This is a genomic window from Paenibacillus sp. LRG-1 (genome assembly GCF_057220305.1).
Window position 1 is genome coordinate 1,919,222 of sequence record NZ_CM170126.1, and the last position, 20,961, is coordinate 1,940,182.

The window sequence follows — 20,961 nt, forward strand, 5'->3', positions numbered from 1 at the left end:
TGTGTTTGGCGGTTTTTTATAGTAATTTTACGAAGGCATTCTCTCAGTCGCTTATGGTAGTCGTTACTGTGACATTGTTGACAGAGGTTGAGGAAGCACTAGAGTTGAAATTAACAACCTCAACGACTACTGTTGCACCAACAATCAGGCCTGTATTTATAATTAGATTTGTAACAGAAAGCGTTGTTAAGCCGCCTCGCTGCAACGTCCCATTTACAAATACATTGTAGTATCCGCTACTGGTCGGAACAACAAGACTGTTTGCCGCGACTGAAGTACCACTATCATTTGTGAAATTTTGTGCCGGGATAGTGGTCACTCCACCTAATATATTACCAAGCACGACAATAGCTGTGTAACGATTAACCACTGGAGTGACATTGATACTTGTTGTAATAGCAATGTTTCCAGATACGATACTGTCTGCTTCCAGATAGATTCGAATAATAGACATAGGAATTCCTCCATTCCTAATATTCCAGATAAATATTATAGTTTATGTGAATATTCTAGATATGGATTGGATGGGGGAGGAGTCTTCCAATTATTTCTCTTTGTTCAAGCTTCTTTGGGCCCGGGTTACTATTCGCTTCGTTTCTTTGGTATCCGAAATCATCAGCCATGCATTACAAACTTGAAGAACCCATTCTGGGTTGGTTTTGCTGGCGTCATTCAACCAATTACCAACGGAGTCCTGGACATATTTGGCCGGATCGGACTGAACAGCCTCCAAGAGAGGAAGAGCCAGCTCGGGATGTTCTTTTAGTTCAGGGATGTGCTTGGCCCAAACGCCTTGTGGCCGGATTAATTCAATGGCAAAACGACGTATGTTAGCATCCTCATCTCGCACCCAACTGTCTAACAGGGCAAGCCCTTCAAGCAGTTGCAAGGATATGGATTCTCTCACGGCCATCCAGGCTATTTCACGTACTCCGAAATGGGAATCGGCTGCAAAGGGGCGAATGCCAGCCAATTTTTCCTTTACACTTAAACGGGGATCAATCCCGATGATGTAGGCAGCCCAGCAGCGAATGCTGTCTGAAAGATGGGAGGCCATCGCATCAAAGATGCGAATACGTTCTTCTATCGCTTGTTGCTCAAACACATGAAGCCACGCTCGCGCGATTGCGGGTATCATTTTCATGATCTTCTTTTCCTTCAGCTGATTCAATTCGGTCATGAAGACATCGGATGATCGCTGCAAGCCAAATTCATCAAGAGTATTTTGCAATAGTACAACATGATCGACAGCCAGCCATTCGGTGAGATTCACCGTCTCAAGCCGCCCCTGCTGTAGCAGCTGAAGCACATCATTAGGAATATCTGACCCTTTGCGGGCCCCTTTTCGGTGTAACATTTCATTCACTCCATATCGTAAATTGTCTGATAGGTATACGATACTTTTTTGGGTAGGAGTATAGATGTAATGTAGTTTACAACTTCATTAGCTTTTCGCGATGGATGTAAATCGTCTTAAAGCCGGTTTTAATGACCTTTTCTTTGACAAGCTCCTGAAGAGCAGTTGTTACAGCCTCACGGGTGGCCCCGACCAGATTCGCAATTTCCTGATGGGAGAGAGGAAAATTGATTTTGCAATACTCTTCACGGCTTTGGAGGGCGAACTGATCGGACAATTTCAGAAGAACATACAAAATTTTATCCTGTAAATTTCCCAAAGCTAAATGCTGGGCCAGACTGCTCATTCCTGAGATTCGGTCACTTAACACCTTGATCATGTTCATCATGAACCGGGGATGTTCTATTAAAAAATGCTCGAATCGGTCTTTGTCCATCCGGCAGATATCGCATTCTTCTATCGTTTCTATATACATATCCCTTGTCCCCAGTGAAATCATATCCATTTCACCAAATACATTTCCTTCGCTGAGGATATCCAAAGTAAATTGCTTTCCGTCAGCGTTTAGCTTATACAGACGTACTTTTCCCTTTTTCACAAAATAAAGTCCCTCGGAAAAGGTCTCTGGGGTTTGTATAAAGTTTTTTTTCGCTATAGTCGTAATGGAGGTCATTTGGTCCATTTCAATTAAATCTTCTAATGAGAGACTATGAAGCAAATTAAATTGGGACAGGTATTGAATGCTATTCATATGTTCTCCTTTTCGTTGCACAGGGTATACAGAATCATAATACAATTATAGCTTCTCTGAGGTATTTTGACCTCTATTACTCACTTGTTTGCGCTAGAGTGAATAATGAATTTTGGGGAATCTGTCGGATTTATGTAAAGGGGAGGTTGGTATAAAATAGATATGCATGTTTGATAGTAGATACATAAAGAGTGAGGTAATAACGATGATTAAATTAAAAGATGTAGGCAATTTCGAGGTTCTTCCTGAGATAGCGATGCATATCGTTCAAGGCAATATATCCGCTTTACGCCAAGCTCTGACCGAAGGCTGGGATATAGAACAAGGGATCGTACTCAGTAAATATACGACATTAAGTCCATTGGATATTACACTCATCACTGAGCAAATGGAAGTCTTGAAGCTACTGGTCGATGAGGGGGTTCAACTTAATGTGAAGGATAATCCCGCATTCCTGACGGCTGTTCGCTATGGTACCGAAGAGATTGTCCGTTATGTGGTCGCCCATGGCGCGAAGCTGGACGGGAAAAATCATGTCAAATCCGGTGCCTATGAGCAAGCCTACTACGGTAACAAAAGCAATATGCTGCTTATCCATGAGCTGGGCCTCGATATGAAGCAGCATGCTGGAGCAACACTCCGCAACGCAGTTAGTAAGCATGACCTGAAAACAGTAGCATTACTATTGGAACATGGCGTAGATATTAATTTCAATGCCCCTAATATGGTATATCCTTATAAAGCCACGCCTTTGACAGTGGCGGCACGCAACAATGATTTTGCGATGGTGAAGTATTTGGTTCAGCAAGGCGCTGATGTGACGCTGGCAGAAAAAGATGGAGAACGGGCATATACAATTGCACTAAGTAATAAAAACGTAGAAATGGCTGAGTATTTAAAGTCTGTAGAGCCTCCAGCATTTCATAATCTGGAAAATAAACGACATGCTTTGAAAAGCTACAAGCTTCCAAAGGAGATTGTTGCCTTTCTGATGGGGGATCAGCTCCGTGTGGACCTGCCAGAAAATGATCTTGATATTCAATTTGTTGAGTTCTTCTCATTCATAGATACGGTTGAGATGAAGGTAGGTCGGCAAAAGCTGTTGCGTCTGTCTCTAAAAGTAGATAATTACTCGGATATTATATTGGTGTGGAATCCGAGGCAGAAGTGCCTGGGTTATTATGACGAGGAGCATCAGGAATATGCGGATGTGTGCAGCTTTGCCGAGTTTCTTGCACAGCCGGAAGATTATCTGGAGAAGATTATTGAGGGGGAATATTTATCATAACGAGGTGAGCCATGAATGCGGTATGCACGCAGTCATGGCTCTTGTTATTTTAAAATACAGCGCTAGTGTACACAGATGCCTAATGCTCATCAGGAATGGTTACGTATGAGCTGAATGAGATTTAGGGTAGCGGTAGATAGGGGTTCGTTCTTGCGGGTACAGATGGCGATTGAATTGAGAAGCTGGATGTCTTCTACATATACCCGGCACAGCTCGCCGCGTTCTACATATTCATATTCTTGTTTGAATTTTGCAATCCAGGCTGGAATGAGAAAATGAGCCGGTAAATAAGTAGCTGCTAGCCGGATATGACCATGGACTCCATCACGATAATCTTGAGATAATTGTTCGATTTGCTGTTCGACGGCAAAGAGCCGTTTGGCGAGTACAGCAAGCTTTTTACCAGCATCCGTTAAGGCAATCCCTCTTCCTAGCGGCATGAGCAGTGTGAGAGATATTTCTTTTTCAAATTTTTTAATCTGGGCGGTAATCGCAGGTTGGCTAATATTTAAAAGTTCAGAGGCACGTGTCACACTCCCTAATAATTCATTTACAATCAAATTGTAAGTTAATCCAAAGGAGAGTGGAGCGAATGAATCAAACGAACACGTGGGATCAAGTAGACCAGTATATCTCGGAGAGTCTCGTTCCGCATGATGCTGTCTTGGAACAAGTATTGGCTACTAACCAAAAGGCGGGACTACCTCCGCATGATGTATCGCCCAATCAGGGAAAGCTATTAAATATCCTTGCTCAAATGCAGGGAGCGCGACGCGTGCTGGAGATCGGTACTTTGGGAGGCTACAGTACAATCTGGTTGGGAAGGGCGTTGCTGAAGGATGGAAAAATAGTTACGCTGGAAGCCAACCCGATCCATGCTAAAATTGCCCGGTCGAATATATCGCTGGCTCAGTTGGATGGAATGGTGGAACTTCGGGAGGGAGAAGCTTTGGAGCAGTTAGCACAGATGAAAGAGGAGGAAGTTGAGCACAGACCCTCAGGTGCAGGGAGTAAGAAAGTTTTATGATATGCTGGCTGAAGAATCAAGAATTACAGCTACAGCTATCCAAACCGTGGGGAGCAAGGGGTATGACGGTTTCGTCATTGGAATCGTTAAGGGCTGAACGCTAAGCGTCTCGATTGGCTAAACACAAAGGGGATCAGTCCTCGTGTTTAGCTTTTTTCTGAGTAGAGAAGATGGGGACGAATTGTGCGCATAATGGTAAAATAGTACTGATGGAAGCCTTAGAACGTTTTTGAACGTTTACTGCTGAATTCCTATGTAAGAAGAATGAATTTACATAAAAGTAGATGGATTTTCTTTAAAATGTAAACGCAATCATAATGATTGGATCAGGAATTCACCATTTTGTAAAAAAATGAATTAGAAATGAATTTTTTTGAATCTTTTTGAAGAAAAATGATTGTTTTTTGTCAAGTTTGTGGTACGATATGAACAGTTGGGGGAATGATGATGCTGACGGAAGAAAGATACAAGTTAATAATACAGCGCTTACAAGAATGTGGTGTTGTAAAGTTGCAAGAATTGGCTGATCTGTTGGGAGCTTCTGAGTCAACGATTCGGCGTGATTTGATAGATCTTGAGGGCCGTCAGTTGCTCAAGCGGATTCATGGCGGGGCAACCTTGCTGAATCAGAAAAGTCAGGAACCTGGCATGGAAGAAAAAACATTCAAAAACGTTCAAGAAAAAAATGCAGTGGCCCGTATAGCAGCCAAAGAAATTTTGGATGGCGAATGTATTTATCTGGATGCGGGAACAACAACGATGGCGATGATTCCTTACATTGAAGCTAAAGACGTGACGGTCGTGACGAATGGACTATCCCACGTAGAAGCACTGGTAAGCAAAAGAATCAGAAGCTATCTACTGGGAGGGATGATGAAAATTCATACCAAAGCCGTAATCGGGAGTATTGCCCTACAAAATTTGGACAATTTTCGATTCGACAAGTGCTTTCTAGGAACGAACGGGGTGGATATGGAAATGGGGTATACGACTCCTGATCCTGAAGAGGCGCTGATCAAGCGGCGTGCCCACCAGCTGTCTGGCAAAACGTATGTGTTAGCCGATTCCAGCAAAATTGGAGAAGTAACCTTCGCCAAACTGTTCGAGCTCAAGGAAGCTATACTTATTACCGAATCGATGCCAGAACGGTCACGCCGATCCATCGCTCAGAAAACTAAGATAATCGAGGGATAACAATGATATATACAGTAACGCTGAACCCTTCCATTGATTATATCGTGGAAGTTGATGATTTGAAGCTTGGTGATTTGAACCGGATGAAACGTGATTTAAAACTGCCAGGTGGTAAGGGAATTAATGTATCACGTGTACTGAACCAGTTGGGAGCAGATAGCACGGCGATTGGTTTTCTCGGAGGATTCACAGGCAGGTTTATCGACGATACATTGCGGGAAGAATCCATTAAAACTGATTTTGTAATTATCGAAGATGACACACGGATTAACATTAAGCTCAAGCATGGCGATGAAACGGAAATTAACGGTTTGGGACCTGCGATTCGTGAGCAAGAGGCCGATGCGTTGGTGCAAAAGCTGGCGGGACTCCAGAAAAATGACATTGTCGTCTTGTCGGGAAGTATCCCGCCGTCACTTGGAGGAGACTTCTATGATCGGCTGATTAGCGTATGCCAGCAAACTGGAGCTGAATTCGTCATCGACACCACAGGTGAGGCGCTGATGAAGGCACTGGTTCATAAACCGCTGCTCATCAAGCCGAATCACCATGAGCTGGCTGAGTTGTTTGGCGTAACTATTCATTCAAAGGAGGAGATCGTCACTTACGGTCGTAAGCTGCTGGAAGCAGGTGCAAAAAATGTACTGATTTCCATGGCAGGAGAAGGGGCTTTGTTCATTACGGCAGATGAAGTGTATCACGCAAATGTACCAGCAGGAACGGTGAAAAATTCTGTAGGCGCAGGTGATTCAATGATTGCTGGATTCGTGGGTACGCTGGCTCTTCATGGCGATCCGATCGAAGCATTCCGTGCAGGGGTGGCATCCGGAAGCGCAACTGCGTTCTCCGATGATCTGGCTACTAGAGAGAAGATTGAACAATTACGGCCGCAAGTCACGATTTCAAAACAGTAATCCAGCTGCATCATGAGCTTATTATGCGTGTGTCAACACGCTGATCGAACTTAGGAGAGTGTGAAAAATGAGAATAACAGACCTGATGATTAAAGAAACGATGATCATGGACCTGCAGGCGACGACAAAAGACGAGGCGATTGAGGAGCTCATCGCTCGTCTCGAAGCAAGTGGACGTATTAATGACCGGGCGTTGTTTAAAGAAATGATTTACAAACGCGAAGCAGAATCCAGCACTGGAATTGGCGGCGGCATTGCGATGCCGCATGCCAAGACCAAAGCCGTGAATGAAGCGACCGTCGTTTTCGCCAAAAGCAGTAAAGGCGTAGAATTCGAATCGTTGGACGGTGAGCCGGCGAAAGTATTCTTCATGATTGCGGCTCCGGAGGGAGCAGCAAATACGCATCTTCGCACATTGGCTGCCCTTTCCCGACTGTTGATTGATACCGATTTTATCGGGAGCCTTATGAAAACGCAAACACCGGATGAAGTAGCTATGCTGTTTGATACCAAGCAGGCGGAAGAAGAAGCTGCCAAGAAAGCAAAAGAGGCTAAGAAAGAGGTTGCCAAAGCGCAGCAAACACCAGACGTTATCGTTGGCAATCCGAGTTCTGACGAGTTTGTGGTTGCAGTGACCGCTTGTCCTACAGGCATTGCACACACGTTTATGGCAGAAGATGCTCTCATTAAGAAAGCGAAAGAAATGGGTGTAAATATCCGTGTAGAGACGAACGGCTCGGAAGGCGCACAAAACGTACTGACAGCGGATGAAATTCGCCGTGCCAAAGGTGTAATCGTCGCAGCTGACAAGAAGGTTGAAATGGCCAGATTTGACGGTAAACCTGTATTGCAAAGACCAGTAAGCGACGGTATCCGTAAATCTGAGGAACTGATCCGCAAAGTGCTGAACGGCGATGCCCCAATTTATCGTAGTGAAGGTAAAGGCAGCGCTGATGAGTCGAAAGCGGAGAAGAGCAGCGTGGGCAGTAAAATCTACAAGGATTTAATGAACGGTATTTCTCATATGCTGCCATTCGTTGTAGGCGGGGGGATTTTGTTAGCAATTTCCTTCTTGATTGAACAAGTGGCAGGAGAAGACAATGTATTGTTCCAACTGTTGCAGACAATTGGCGGTGGAACAGGTGCGTTCCACTTCCTGATTCCGATACTGGCCGGATTTATCGCGATGAGCATTGGAGACCGCCCGGCACTGATGCCAGGTATGGTTGGGGGTCTGATGGCTGTAAACTCTAATGCAGGTTTCCTTGGCGGTCTGGCAGCTGGTTTCATGGCTGGTTATGTGGTGATCTTCCTGCGTAAAGCTTTTGCAGGTCTGCCGAAAGCGCTGGATGGTTTAAAACCAATCTTGTTATACCCTGTATTTGGACTCCTAATTTCAGGCGCGATTATGTTCTACCTGTTCGATCCGATTTTCGGTGGTATTAATACGTGGCTTGTCAATGTTCTGAACAATTTGGGAACAGGTAATGCAGTTATTTTGGGTCTGATTCTGGGCGGAATGATGTCGATCGACATGGGTGGACCTTTTAACAAAGCAGCTTACGCATTTTCGATCGGTGTCTTTACTTCCAGTGGTAACACGAACGGAGCTATGATGGCGGCTGTTATGGCAGGTGGTATGGTACCTCCGTTGGCGATCGCATTAGCTTCGACGTTCTTCAAAAATAAGTTTACTGAGCAAGAGCGCAAGTCTGGCTTGACGAACTATGTACTTGGATTGTCCTTCATTACGGAAGGAGCCATTCCATTCGCAGCTGCTGATCCTCTGCGTGTCCTGACCTCTTGTATTGTAGGTTCAGCGATTGCTGGTGGTCTGACGCAGTTCTGGCAAATCAATCTTCCAGCTCCACATGGCGGAATTTTTGTAGCAGCTCTTGCCAATCATGCTTTGTTGTTCTTGCTTGCAGTGGCGATTGGTTCCGTGATTTCCGCGCTCATTCTGGGATTGTGGAAAAAACCGCTCGAAGCGAAATAACGGGTATCACAGGAGTGAAAAAATAAAAAGAGGGTCACATTTCCTTAGGCCTTCAAAATAGTAAAGCCGCTAAACACCAGGTTTCTGAGTGTTTGGCGGCTTTTTCTTTATGCAAAGGTGTCGGCTTTGCCTATATAGCTTATTAGTAGTTATTGCATTGGAGCTATAGCCTACAAAGCTCCTTAACCAGCTGTATAAACAGCTTTCGGGCCGAAAACATATACTGCTGGTGATGGTTGTTTTGTAGGAGTCCAATAGGAATATTCGGGTCTGTTAACTGGAGGGGGACGGTGACCAGCTCCTCCTGCATAGGCATTGATGATAGAACCACTCCAACTGAAGGAATCGTTTTTACAAATGTGGGGATCGACGAGATTTGACTGACAGTATAAAAAAACGGCATCGACGGGAAGCGGGAAAGTTCTTTTTCCAGTCGTATATGGTACAAGCAGTTCTTACCTCCGACGATAAGCGGGTACTCGTACAGATATTCGAGATGAAGCTCACTTTTTACCGCAAAAGGGTGATTACGGGACACAATAAAGGCGATGTGTTCGTGATATATGGGTTCAAAGTGTAAGGAAGGAATCGAGTGAGGTTCCCCAGAGATTGCAAAATCCAGCTTACCGTCCACCAAAGCATTTGCGAGTGCATCCGTGTTTCCAACTGTAAAATGGCACGTAATATTCGGTTTATGCTCTCGAAACTGCTGTAGAACCAAGGGCAGTACGGTAGCCGCCACCGTTTCAATCACACCGATATGAAGCGTGCCAATCTCCTCCTTTTTCAGAGACTTCGCCTGGTCCATTACAAAATTCCAATGCTGAATAAGCCCGTCTATCTCCTCGGCATATAGTTTGCCTGGGGACGTTAACTCCGCATCCCAACCCCTTTTAAAAAGCTGAAATCCCAGCTCTTTCTCTAGCCTCTGGATTTGGCTCGTGACTGTAGACTGAGCGTAGTTTAATTTGGCAGCAGCTTTTGAAAACGTTCCTTCTTCGATTATGGTACGAAATGTAGTTAATTCTTTCAGATCCACGCATGCTCATCTCCATCGGTGAAATTGAATATATTTATGATTATTTTCAATTATACAGATGAAAGTAAGGGGAGTACAATTATCTTATCCCAACGGATAGGAGAGATGAGCATGCCATTTGTACGAGTTGGATACATGGAGCAGCAATACACAGAGCAAGAGCTGCCTTGGATTAGCCGCTGTATCATGAACGCTTTGATCGAACATTTTCAGGTTCCGGAAAAAGATTACTTTCAGGTTTTTCATGCTCATAAGCAAAGCGAGTTTTATTATAGTCCCGATTATTTGAATGTACCCAGAACAGATAAGCTGCTGTATATTCAAATTACAATGGGAACGGGTAGAACTACGGAACAAAAAAAGAGTTTCTACCAAAAGTTAGCGGAACTCTTATCTATTGAATGTAAGGTTAGACCGGAGGATGTATTTGTAACACTGGTAGAGACTGAATTAGAGGATTGGTCCTTTGGCAACGGACTTGCCCAGATGATTGTATGAAGCATAAATTGATCAAATCGAGTGTTCGAGAAACCATCGGTGATTTTGCTCCCGCTTTTGTAGGTTATACGGAGGATGTTCTTTTTGGAGATGTATGGAGAAGAAGTGAGCTATCTCTCAGAGAACGGAGTCTCATCACCGTCTCCGCATTGGTAGCGGGTGAGCATGTAAATCAACTCCCTTATCACCTGAAACTGGCCAAGGAGAACGGGATTTCGGAGGAAGAACTGGTTGAGGTCATTACACAGCTTGCCTTTTATGTAGGATGGCCCCGGGCAGCCTCAGCTATTCAGGTTGCCAAAGAGGTATTTTGTAAAGAGAAAGAGAGTTAAACATGAACCTAAAAAAACCGCTAAGCACAAGGGATTCCGAGTGTTTGGCGGTTTTTTGGTATGGCATACAAATGGAGAAGCGAAGGACTATCTGATCAGATGCAGGCAAAAGTCCAGATCGGCCTGCAGATGCTCCTTCATCAGCCGTTCTGCTGCATCGCCGTCATGTGCGCGGATAGCCTCACAAATATGCTGGTGCTCATCAATCAGAAAGGGACGATGATAGTAGACGACCGTATGACGGAATAAATAAATAACGGATTGCATCCGATCAAACAAATCAATCATCATCGAATTATTACTGGCCTTCATAATGATCTCATGAAACTCTTTGTTCGCTTGCATCACCTCATCCAGCGAGCCGGAACGCCCGATGTCCACACATTGCTCCAAAGCCAGTAGCTCTGTCTCGGACAAGTAGGCAGCCGCGCTGCGCGCCGCATGTCCTTCAAGCAGCATCCGTAGCTCAAAGGTATTGCGCAGGTCGGTTTCAGATAGCTTGACTACACGTTTATTGACGATAAGCCCTTCCTGCTCCAATTTGCGGATGGATTCACGGATAGGCGTGCGGCTTACACCGAGCTGCGTGGCAAGCTTTTCCTCGACCAACTTGGTTCCTTGAGGGATGGTTCCGTTCAGGATCATATCACGCAGTGTTTCATAAGATTGCTGGTGCGCCGTTCGAGAGTTATTGCTGCTGTACTGCATGTCATTCACCTCTACGTCTACTTTAGCGAAAAGATGGAGGTTAAACAATGTCTTTCCTATGTATTTGATAAAAATTGATGCAAATTTTAAATTTTTGTATACAAAAATTAATTTATTGTGTACAATCGCAAATGTAAATACAAATTAATAGCGCTTACATGTGATAAAAAGCGTTTACAAATGGATTTATCTAAAATCCTGAATAGGAAATCGAATTCGAAAAGCTATGGAGGGACTTTAACATGACAAAGAAAATTGGATTTATTGGATTAGGTATTATGGGTCGTCCGATGTCGTTAAATCTTTTGAAAGCGGATTATGAGCTGACCGTATTTGATATTAATCAGGAAACCGTCGCTACTTTGGTTGCGTCAGGCGCACATGCAGCGGCATCCCCGAAGGAAGTTGCGGAGCGCAGTGAAATCATTTTTACGATGCTGCCGAATTCCAATCATGTGAAAGAAGTCATTTTGGGTGAGAACGGGATTTTAAAAGGGGCTAGTATTGGAAGCGTTATCGTTGATATGAGCTCGATTTCTCCAGTCGTCTCCAAAGAGCTGTCGGTGAAAGCCGTTGAGGCTGGTCTGCACATGCTGGATGCCCCTGTCAGTGGTGGCGAACCGAAAGCAATTGATGGGACATTGGCGATTATGGTTGGTGGCAAAGAATCAGTGTTTGAGCATGTCTTGGATGTTCTGCATGTGCTGGGTCAGGATATCACCTTGGTTGGTGATAACGGCTGCGGCACAACGGCAAAGCTGGCTAACCAGATCATGGTGAACCTGAATATCGCGGCCATGTCCGAAGCGCTTGTATTTGCAGCCAAGGCGGGAATTAATATTGAAAAAATGGTGCAAGCGATTCGCGGTGGATTGGCAGGCAGTGCGGTACTGGATGCTAAAGTTCCTCTGATCTTGCAACGGAATTTTGTAGCTGGGGGTCGGATTGATATTAACCTCAAGGACATCACGAACGTTATGGAAACCGCGCATGACATCGGTGTACCGTTGCCACTTAGTAGCCAACTGCTGGAAATATTCCACGCACTCAAAGTGGATGGTAAAGCGGCGGATGATCACGGCGGAATCGTGCAATATTTTGAAAAACTCGCAGGCGTACAGGTAAAAGCAGAGTAGTAGAGCATGCTAATCAAGAATTTGAATAAGGTGGAGATCACATGAATGTAAATGCAGGATATACTTCGTTGTTAGCTCTTCAAGCAGAATTGCCTCCTGAATGGGACAGCAAAGGATTGCGTCAGGAAATTCGCCGGATTAATGACGCCAGAGGACGGAAAATTATCGTATTAGACGATGATCCGACCGGGGTACAAACCGTTCATGATATTGATGTTTTGACGCAGTGGGATGAAGCATTGCTTCGTGAAGCATTCGACTCACCGGAAACGCTTTTTTATATCCTGACCAATACACGCGGACTTGATGCGCAAACCGCAGAACGGATTAACCGCGAGATTGCTCGCAACGTACAGGCTGTCGCCACCGAAAAGGGAAAATCATTTACCTTTGTCAGCCGTAGTGATTCCATGTTGCGTGGGTATTACCCGCTGGAAACGGACGTACTGGCAGAAGAAGGATCGCGTCAAAGTGGACGGAGCTACGACGGTCATTTGATCATTCCAGCCTTTTTCGAAGCTGGACGAGTAACCGGAGGCAACACCCACTATATGGTGGAGGATGATACGCTAATCCCCGTACATGAGTCGGAGTTTGCCAAGGATAAGGTATTTGGCTATGAAAACGGCGATTTAACCGCTTGGGTGGAAGAAAAGACAGAAGGCCGTATTCATGCCTCGGAATGTCTTGTTATTTCACTGGAACAGATTCGCAAGGGACCAGACGCTGTGCAAGAAGTATTGCTACAAGCGAAGGATAACGTACCAATCATCGTCAACGTGCTTTCGTATGCGGATATGGATGTAGTATCACTGGGGCTGCTGAAAGCAGAAGAGCAAGGGAAAACGTTTATTTTCCGCACAGCTGCTTCTTTTGTGAAATCGTATGCCGGGATATCTGACCAGGAATATTTGCCAAAGGAACGACTGATTGCAAGTGGACAGGAAGGTCACGGTGGTATTGTGGTCGTCGGTTCCTATGTTCAAAAAACAACAAAACAGCTGGAGCAGTTACTTACGTACCCGGAAATTGTGGGTCTTGAAATTGATGTGGAACGGGTGTTGGATTCTGAGGGCTACACACAGGAATTAAGCCGTGTTATCGCAGAAGCCAATACACAACTGGCTGCGGGCAACAATGTGGTGGTATACAGTAGCCGCAAACTCATTGCGGTAGATAATAAAGCTGATAATTTCAAAATTAGTCAAACGGTATCCGGTGCACTGGTCGAAATCGTACAGTCGCTTGAGACGGTGCCTAAGTTTATCATCGCCAAAGGCGGCATTACTTCCAGTGATGTGGCAACCAAAGGTCTTGCTATCCGAAAAGCACGTGTACTCGGCCAGGTTGCGGCAGGCATCCCTGTGTGGCTGACCGGAAACGAAGCCAAATTCAGCGGCATTCCGTATATTGTGTTCCCTGGTAATGTGGGCGGAGAACGAACATTGCTGGAAACCGTAGAGAAAATTGAAAACGAGCAGGGTTAACCCCTGTTTTTCAACAAACTTAGAGAGCGCTTACTTAATGAGGGGGTTATAACATGTATTCCGTATTCGGACTCAGTCATGATGCAAGTTTGTTATTGTATGCACTTATTTCTATTATTGGACTGATTGTGCTGATCGCTAAAGTCAAAATGAACCCATTTGTCGCGCTCATCGTCGGTGCTGTATTCATGGGTCTAATTGCAGGTATGCCGCTGAAAAGTATTGTGACAGCTTATCAAGAAGGTGTGGCCAGTGTGCTCGGTTTTATCGCCATTGTTCTTGGTCTGGGTACGATGCTGGGTAAGCTGATGGCTGAGTCTGGTGGTGCGGAGCAGATTGCCAAGACCATGGTGCGGGTGTTCGGTGAGAAAAATGTTCACTGGGCCATGATGGTGGTCGCTGTTATTTGTGGTATCCCGGTATTCATTCAGGTAGGTATCGTACTGTTGTTTCCGCTCGTATTCGTAATCGCCAAGCATACCGGAACTTCGCTGATCAAAATCGGAATTTCTCTCGTGGCTGGATTGGCGGTTGTGCATAGTCTTATCCCTCCGCATCCGGCAGCGATGCTGGCAGTAGGTATCTTTAACGCGAATATTGGTAAAACGATCTTCCTTGCGCTTATCGTAGCATTGCCGTCCGCAGCGATTGCGGGTCCGATCTACGGAAGCTGGATTTCCAAACGTATCAAGGTGGAGACTTCGAGTGAATTGATGGAACAATTTACAGAAACGAAAGAAAGAGAATTGCCGGGCTTTGGTATTACACTCTTCACCATTATGCTTCCCGTTATCCTGATGCTGCTGGCGACGATTGTCGATCTGATTTTGCCAGAAGCCAACGTCTTCAGACAGGTCATTGATTTCATCGGCAGTCCGATTATTGCGTTGCTGATTGCTTTGCTGTTCTCGCTTTACTCTTTTGGTTATGCACGCAACTTCGATAGCAAGCAGCTATTGAAGTTTACGAACGATTGCCTGGGTCCGGTTGCTTCTATCATCCTGCTGATCGGTGCAGGCGGTGGTTTCAACAAGATTCTGACTGCCAGCGGTGTAGGAGATGCGATTGCAGGTTTTGCCCAGCATGCACATTTGTCTCCGCTTGTATTGGCCTTTGTGATTGCAGGTCTTATCCGGGCCGCCGTTGGTTCCGCCACGGTAGCCATGACGACGGCGGCAGGTATTGTCGCTCCGATTGCAGTCACGATGCCGGGGGTGAGCCCGGAGCTACTGGTGTTGGCTACCGGAGCAGGCTCGATCATTTTGTCCCACGTGAATGACTCCGGCTTCTGGATTGTTAAAGAATACATGAACCTGTCCGTACCTCAAACGCTGAAAACGTGGACAGTCATGGAAACCATTCTCGGGTTCAGTGCTTTTGGTATCGTGATGATACTCAGTATTTTTATCTGATTTGTTCATAAACGATCTTCCCAGAAGACTTTTCAGCATGATTGTATTGTTATTCTGCTTTGAAAGCGGTATAGTAAGAGTAATTGAATGAAGGGTCAAGTGCCCTTCGGGATTGTTACTGGTTAGCAGGCGATACCCAAATAATGACTAATTGATTTAGTCGTTATTTGGTTTTTTTTGTTATTACAAACTTTGTCATTACATCAATGAGGTGAGCAGATAAATGATCATCCGGCAAATATTTAACAACAATGTCATCCGGGCCGAAAATCAGGTGGGTCATGAATTTGTTGTCATCGGGAATGGTCTGGGCTTTAAAAAGAAAAATGGTCAGAGGGTTGATGAGGAAAAAATAGAAAAAACCTTTGTATTAAAGTCTGATAAAATTCCGCAAAAATTAATTGATCTCATTGGAGAAACATCTGTAGAGTATTTAAAGGTGGCGGATGAAATTGTAGGCAGCGCGAAAAGGGAAATGGGAGATATTTTTAGTGATAATATCTATATTTCTCTGATTGACCATATTCAATTTGCCATCTCTCGATACAGAAAATCCGTGGGACTTAAAAATTCACTGTTATGGCAAATTAAAAAATTTTACAAGAAAGAATTTATGATTGGAATGAATGCATTGGATATCATCCATGCTCAATTTGGCATCCAAATGGATGAGCATGAAGCCAGCTTTATTGCTATGCATTTTGTAAATGCAAGACAAGACGGTCAGGGAATGAAACAAACGGTTGAGATTACCGAGGTCATTGATGATATTTTCAACATTGTAACCGATTACTATCAGATTACACTGGATGAAACTTCGTTCAATTATTCCCGGTTTATTACTCATTTGCAGTACTTTGCCCAACGATTGCTGAGCAATGAACAAGAGCAACTGGCTTCAGGTGACAATTTCTTGTATGATCAGGTCAAAGATAAATATGCGAGGGCTTTTCAATGCACCCAATTAATCAATCAATATTTGGAATTAAAGCATGAAAGTGCTATGTCAATTGACGAAAAAGTGTATTTGACGATTCATATACAGCGTGTAACCTCCAGAAACGATATGGCTACTTCTTAGAAAAAAAAGCTTGCAAACGATTTCTAAGTGATTTATAGTAGGCTCACAACTTAAATATAAGGATTGTTACTGGTTAAGCAGGCGATACCTAAATGAATGGCAGTGATCATGTTCTTTGATCATACAGGCCTTTCGTTTAGGTATTTTTTTGTTTTCAGGCAATCTGCCCAAGAGGAGAATGAACATGGACCATAAGAAAATGGGCGAAGACATCGTACGTCTCGTTGGAGGAGAAGAAAATATCAATGGGCTTGTCCATTGTGCTACACGACTCCGATTTGACCTGAAGGATTCACGAAAAGCCGAAAGAGAAGCGCTTGAGAAGCACGAGGGGATCATTACAGTTGTTGAAAGCGGAGGACAATTTCAAGTTGTTATTGGCAGCCATGTTGCCTATGTATATGCGGAGATCATGAAAAACAGGAATTTTGAATCGAATTCCTCTACAGCCAGTGAATCTAGTGGTAAAAAAACATCGGTCATATCCACAATCTTTGAAGTCATTTCCGGCAGTTTCTCCCCGTTGATTCCGGCGATGGCGGGCTCGGGAATGATAAAAGCACTCCTGACGGTTTTGACCTTGCTGGGATGGATGTCTGCAACAAGTGATACTTATATGATCCTGTCTGCTGCAGGGAATGCTGTGTTTTACTTTTTGCCGATTTTGCTTGGGATCACGCTTGGTATAAAGCTGAAGGCGAATCCTTATGTAGCTGGTGTGATCGGTGCGGCTCTCATGGAACCCAACTTTACGGGGCTGATGGACAAAGGCTCTGATGTATCGTTTTTAGGAATACCGGTGGTCATGATGAACTACTCCGCCAGTGTTTTCCCGATTTTCATATCCATTAGCATATATGCGTTGGTGGATAAGTTTTTGAAGAAGATCATTCTTAAGGATTTACAACTATTTTTAGTTCCGATGCTGGCTTTGATGATTATGGTTCCGCTATCTGCGATGGCTTTCGGACCTTTCGGTACAGGGGTAGGAGATTGGATTTCTTCAGGTGTGACATGGTTAATCGGTGTAAGTGGCATTTTGTCAGGGATTGTTCTTGGCGGTTTTATGACCTTTATGGTCGTCTTCGGACTTCACTGGGGTTTTACACCCATTACGATTCAAAATATCGGTGTTGGCGGTGATCCGATTGAGGCGATGGCTGCAGCAGCTGTATTTGCTCAAATTGGTGTCGCATTTGGTATCTTCCTGAAGGCGAGAAAAGATAAAACACTTAGAACTCTTGCCGGTTCCACGAGTATTACAGGATTGCTGGCTGGTGTGACAGAGCCGATTGTGTATGGTCTGGTGCTTCGTTATAAACGTGTCATTCCGATTGTCATTATCGCAGGCGCTATAGGCGGAGCTATCAATGGACATTTTGGAGTGAAAATGACGGCTTATGTTTTTCACAACATTTTTGCAATTCCAGTATATACGCCAACCTTAATTTATGTTATCGCCATTGCATGTTCATTTATAGCTGCAACGATGCTGATCCTTATTTTTGGATATAAAAGCAAGGTGAAGGGGGAGGCCCCAGAAACAGTTGAATCCGTGAAAACAGCAGAACCAGAGCCTGTTGTTACAGCAACCAAGGCCGTTGATATCAAGAAAGAAACAATCTACAGCCCGATCACAGGCAGGACCACACCACTGAGTCAAGTGAATGATTCTGCATTTTCTACAGGGGCCATGGGAAAAGGGTTAGCCATTGAACCGTCTGTCGGCGAGGTTGTAGCGCCAATAGATGGAGTCGTAACCTCGCTGTTCCCCACAGGACATGCCATAGGATTGACTTCCAGTGCAGGTACAGAGATATTAATTCATATCGGAATTAACACCGTTGCGCTGAAAGGGAAGCATTTTAATCCAGTGGTTAAAGAGGGCGACAGCGTGAAACAGGGCGATTTGTTAATCCAATTTGACAGGGAGCAGATTATTGAAGCAGGATACGAAATCGTGACGCCTGTCATCGTCACACTTACGCAACATAAAGTGGACGTATTTGAGACAAATCAGGAGCAGATTCAAAAAAATGAAGTATTGTTAACTTTGGTTGTGTGATACTGGCAAGCATCATCATCACATATATGAATTGCGAACATCAGAAGGATATAACTATAACTGGAGGGACTAGATCATGAAACATAATCAATTGAAGGCATTTCCTGAAAATTTTTTCTGGGGAGCTTCCACTTCCGCTTATCAAGTAGAGGGTGCATGGGACGAAGATGGAAAAGGACCTTCTGTCATTGACATGGCTAATCACGTCGAAGGGGTCACTGATTTTAAGGTAACCAGTGATCATTACCATATGTTCAAAGAAGACGTAGCTCTGATGGCTGAAATGGGCTTTAAAGCATATCGTTTCTCTATTGCTTGGACACGTATTTATCCCCAGGGCGCAGGTGAAGTTAATCAGAAGGGAATCGCGTTTTACAGCTCATTAATTGATGAACTAATTAAATACGGGATTGAACCGATTGTTACTATGTATCATTTTGATCTGCCTTATGCTCTTGAAAAACAAGGCGGTTGGTCGAAGAGGGAGACGATTGATGCCTTCGAACAGTATGCCAAAACATTGTTTGAGAACTTTGGAGACAGGGTGAAATATTGGTTAACCATTAATGAGCAGAACATGCTGATTCTCCATCCCGGTTCTATTGGCACATTAGATACAAGTCTCGAAAATCCACAAAGGGTACTGTATCAACAAAATCATCATATGTTAGTCGCGCAGGCGAAAGCAATGGTATTGTGCCATGAAATGCTACCTGACGCGAAAATTGGACCTGCGCCGAATATCGGGGTTATCTATCCAGCCAGTTCCAAGCCGGAAGATACACTGGCGGCTGATAACTATGCAGCCATTCGCAACTGGCTCTATCTGGATATGGCTGTATTTGGCCGTTACAATCACATTGCGTGGAGCTATTTGGTCGAGAAAGGCTATGAGCCTGTCATTGAAGAAGGGGATATGGACATTTTAGCGAAGGGGAACCCGGACTTTATCGCATTTAATTATTATACCTCTCAAACCGTAGGAGAAAGTTTAGATGACGGAAATGATTTTTCACATACAGGAGATCAGCATGAAATTGTGGGTGAACCCGGAGCGTACCGAGGTTCCATCAACCCCAACCTGCAAACGACGGAGTTTGGTTGGGAGATTGATCCGGTCGGCTTTAGAACCACATTACGCCAAATTTATTCTCGCTACCACTTGCCTTTAATCGTGACAGAGAACGGCTTGGGCGCTTTTGACAAGCTTGAAGAAGGGGATGTAGTGAATGATCCTTACCGCATTGACTTTTTCAAGAAACATATCGAGCAGATTCAACTGGCTATTACAGACGGTGTAGAAGTATTCGGCTTCTGTCCGTGGTCTGCGATTGATCTTGTTAGTACCCATCAGGGCTCCAGCAAGCGTTACGGTTTTATCTATGTGGATCGTGAGGAGTTTGATCTCAAGGATCTGCGTCGTATTCGTAAACAAAGCTTCTATTGGTATCAAAAGCTGATCTCCACAAACGGTGAAATTCGTTAATTAAAGTATCATAACTAGAGCACCTCCCTGAATGGAAGATTTTCATTTAGGGAGGTGTTTATATTTTTTAAACCTTAGGGGGAGAGGCTGATTTCATTTAAGCAACAACTATCCCTTTTCCAGAAGTGTAATTATGTATTATATAATAGAAGAAACACAAACGGAAAGGACATTATGCATTGACCTTACAACAATTAAAATATGTCATTGAGGTTGCCAATCGTGGCTCCATGAATGAGGCGGCGAAGCGGTTGTTCATTTCCCAGCCCAGTCTGTCGAACGCGATTCGTGATTTGGAGGAAGAAATTCATATCACCATTTTTGAGCGTACCAATAAGGGGATTTCTTTGTCCAAGGAAGGCGTGGAATTCCTCGGTTATGCACGCCAGGTCGTTGAGCAGGCGGAGTTACTGGAAAGTCGCTATCTGGATGCCAAGCCTTCACCACAGCATTTTGCTGTGTCCACGCAGCATTACGCTTTTGCTGTAAATGCATTTGTGAATCTAGTGAATCAATATGGTCAAGAAGAGTATGAATTGGCTTTACGAGAGACCAAAACCCATGAAATCATACAGGATGTCAAAAGCCTGCGCAGTGAGATTGGAATCCTGTATCTGAACGAATTTAACGCCAAGGTCATTAACAAGCTGCTAAAAGATGCGAATCTGCAATTCAATAGCCTGTTTACGGCCAAGCCGCATATTTTTATCAGTGCCAATAATCCGCTATCCCGACAGTCTATCGTGACCATTGATCAGCTTCATCCCTATCCGTATCTGTCCTTTGAGCAAGGGGAGTACAATTCTTTTCACTTTTCCGAGGAAATTCTCAGTACGTTATCGCATCCCAAAAGCATTCGTGTCCATGACCGGGCGACCCTCTTTAATCTGCTCATTGGCTTGAACGGCTATACGATTTCTACCGGGGTGATCAGTGCGGATCTGAACGGTAACGACATTATTTCCGTCCCTCTGGAATGTGATGAGTCTATTAATGTGGGATGGATTTGCCATAAAAACGCTGCGCTCTCCAAGCTGGCTACCGTCTATGTAGAAGCGTTGCATGAGGCGATAGGGGAATAAAAGGTTGGGTATAGCCTTAGGCTATAACTAGCTATAGTTTATTGGAGTTACCTTATAACTGAAAATGTATGTTATCTTTCTTACAAGAACTTCACTACAGAAGCGAAA

19 protein-coding genes and 1 pseudogene are annotated in these 20,961 nt (G+C 44.3%); 14 read left to right on the top strand and 6 right to left on the bottom strand.

Translation table 11 applies throughout. The features are described 5' to 3' along the window. Positions 1–43: 43 nt before the first annotated feature. The 3 genes from ACUUJN_RS08570 to ACUUJN_RS08580 form a co-directional block, all read right to left on the bottom strand. Positions 44–454, bottom strand: coding sequence for a DUF4183 domain-containing protein (locus ACUUJN_RS08570; RefSeq protein WP_484669506.1), 411 nt, complete (start codon positions 452–454; stop codon positions 44–46). A 90-nt stretch (positions 455–544) separates the two neighbouring features. After that, entirely contained in the window at positions 545–1,357 is an 813-nt protein-coding gene (locus ACUUJN_RS08575; RefSeq protein WP_028542884.1) for a DNA alkylation repair protein, read from the bottom strand. Positions 1,358–1,433: 76 nt separating this feature from the next. Further along, positions 1,434–2,108: a Crp/Fnr family transcriptional regulator gene (locus ACUUJN_RS08580; RefSeq protein WP_028542883.1), complete on the bottom strand. Its 675-nt coding sequence runs from the start codon at positions 2,106–2,108 to the stop codon at positions 1,434–1,436. Between the two features lie 205 nt (positions 2,109–2,313). Between ACUUJN_RS08580 and ACUUJN_RS08585 the strand changes: the two genes are divergently transcribed. Further along, on the top strand, positions 2,314–3,396 hold the full coding sequence (locus tag ACUUJN_RS08585) for an ankyrin repeat domain-containing protein (protein ID WP_071558954.1): 1,083 nt from the start codon (positions 2,314–2,316) through the stop codon (positions 3,394–3,396). An 89-nt stretch (positions 3,397–3,485) separates the two neighbouring features. Here the strand turns inward: ACUUJN_RS08585 and ACUUJN_RS08590 are convergent, their stop codons facing one another. After that, positions 3,486–3,956 carry a LysR family transcriptional regulator gene (locus tag ACUUJN_RS08590; RefSeq protein ID WP_071558953.1) on the bottom strand — a complete coding sequence of 157 codons (471 nt, stop codon included), beginning with the start codon at positions 3,954–3,956 and terminating at the stop codon, positions 3,486–3,488. Between the two features lie 32 nt (positions 3,957–3,988). Between ACUUJN_RS08590 and ACUUJN_RS08595 the strand changes: the two are divergent. From ACUUJN_RS08595 to ACUUJN_RS08610, 4 genes and pseudogenes are all read left to right on the top strand, one after another. Beyond that, positions 3,989–4,520: pseudogene (locus ACUUJN_RS08595) on the top strand (O-methyltransferase). A 350-nt stretch (positions 4,521–4,870) separates the two neighbouring features. Beyond that, positions 4,871–5,617, top strand: a complete 747-nt coding sequence (locus ACUUJN_RS08600; protein WP_023987941.1) for a DeoR/GlpR family DNA-binding transcription regulator — start codon at positions 4,871–4,873, stop codon at positions 5,615–5,617. A 2-nt stretch (positions 5,618–5,619) separates the two neighbouring features. Continuing rightward, entirely contained in the window at positions 5,620–6,531 is a 912-nt protein-coding gene (gene pfkB / locus ACUUJN_RS08605) for a 1-phosphofructokinase (RefSeq protein ID WP_338533435.1), read from the top strand. Between the two features lie 67 nt (positions 6,532–6,598). Continuing rightward, entirely contained in the window at positions 6,599–8,527 is a 1,929-nt protein-coding gene (locus ACUUJN_RS08610) for a PTS fructose transporter subunit IIABC (protein WP_484669507.1), read from the top strand. A 163-nt stretch (positions 8,528–8,690) separates the two neighbouring features. Here ACUUJN_RS08610 and ACUUJN_RS08615 read toward each other — a convergent pair whose 3' ends face one another. Then, positions 8,691–9,566 (bottom strand): LysR family transcriptional regulator, encoded by an 876-nt coding sequence (locus ACUUJN_RS08615; RefSeq protein ID WP_484669508.1) that lies wholly within the window; start codon positions 9,564–9,566, stop codon positions 8,691–8,693. 111 nt (positions 9,567–9,677) lie between these two features. Here ACUUJN_RS08615 and ACUUJN_RS08620 point away from each other — a divergent pair, with 111 nt between their 5' ends. Then, positions 9,678–10,064 (top strand): tautomerase family protein, encoded by a 387-nt coding sequence (locus ACUUJN_RS08620; protein WP_023987945.1) that lies wholly within the window; start codon positions 9,678–9,680, stop codon positions 10,062–10,064. Next, the gene (locus tag ACUUJN_RS08625) at positions 10,061–10,396 is read left to right on the top strand and encodes a carboxymuconolactone decarboxylase family protein (RefSeq protein ID WP_023987946.1); all 336 of its coding nucleotides are present in this window, start codon (positions 10,061–10,063) and stop codon (positions 10,394–10,396) included. The genes ACUUJN_RS08620 and ACUUJN_RS08625 overlap by 4 nt, the downstream gene beginning before the upstream one ends. An 87-nt stretch (positions 10,397–10,483) precedes the next feature. On the opposite strand, the gene ACUUJN_RS08630 is transcribed toward ACUUJN_RS08625, so the two are convergent. Further along, the gene (locus ACUUJN_RS08630) at positions 10,484–11,104 is read right to left on the bottom strand and encodes a GntR family transcriptional regulator (protein ID WP_023987947.1); all 621 of its coding nucleotides are present in this window, start codon (positions 11,102–11,104) and stop codon (positions 10,484–10,486) included. A gap of 242 nt (positions 11,105–11,346) precedes the next feature. On the opposite strand from ACUUJN_RS08630, the gene garR reads away from it, so the two are divergent. The 7 genes from garR to ACUUJN_RS08665 all read left to right on the top strand — a co-directional run bounded on the left by garR (position 11,347) and on the right by ACUUJN_RS08665 (position 20,853). Then, positions 11,347–12,240 (top strand): 2-hydroxy-3-oxopropionate reductase, encoded by an 894-nt coding sequence (gene garR, locus ACUUJN_RS08635; protein ID WP_341062888.1) that lies wholly within the window; start codon positions 11,347–11,349, stop codon positions 12,238–12,240. A gap of 41 nt (positions 12,241–12,281) precedes the next feature. After that, positions 12,282–13,727, top strand: coding sequence for a four-carbon acid sugar kinase family protein (locus tag ACUUJN_RS08640; protein ID WP_340958432.1), 1,446 nt, complete (start codon positions 12,282–12,284; stop codon positions 13,725–13,727). Positions 13,728–13,780: 53 nt separating this feature from the next. Then, on the top strand, positions 13,781–15,139 hold the full coding sequence (locus ACUUJN_RS08645) for a GntP family permease (protein WP_028542872.1): 1,359 nt from the start codon (positions 13,781–13,783) through the stop codon (positions 15,137–15,139). A 223-nt stretch (positions 15,140–15,362) separates the two neighbouring features. Next, a complete protein-coding gene (gene licT, locus ACUUJN_RS08650) occupies positions 15,363–16,220 on the top strand; it encodes a BglG family transcription antiterminator LicT (RefSeq protein ID WP_023987951.1) in 858 nt (285 codons plus the stop codon). 184 nt (positions 16,221–16,404) lie between these two features. Beyond that, positions 16,405–18,285, top strand: coding sequence for a beta-glucoside-specific PTS transporter subunit IIABC (locus ACUUJN_RS08655; protein ID WP_484669509.1), 1,881 nt, complete (start codon positions 16,405–16,407; stop codon positions 18,283–18,285). A gap of 76 nt (positions 18,286–18,361) precedes the next feature. After that, entirely contained in the window at positions 18,362–19,771 is a 1,410-nt protein-coding gene (locus tag ACUUJN_RS08660; RefSeq protein WP_023987953.1) for a glycoside hydrolase family 1 protein, read from the top strand. Between the two features lie 179 nt (positions 19,772–19,950). Further along, positions 19,951–20,853 carry a LysR family transcriptional regulator gene (locus tag ACUUJN_RS08665; RefSeq protein WP_023987954.1) on the top strand — a complete coding sequence of 301 codons (903 nt, stop codon included), beginning with the start codon at positions 19,951–19,953 and terminating at the stop codon, positions 20,851–20,853. The last annotated feature ends 108 nt before the right edge of the window (positions 20,854–20,961 follow it).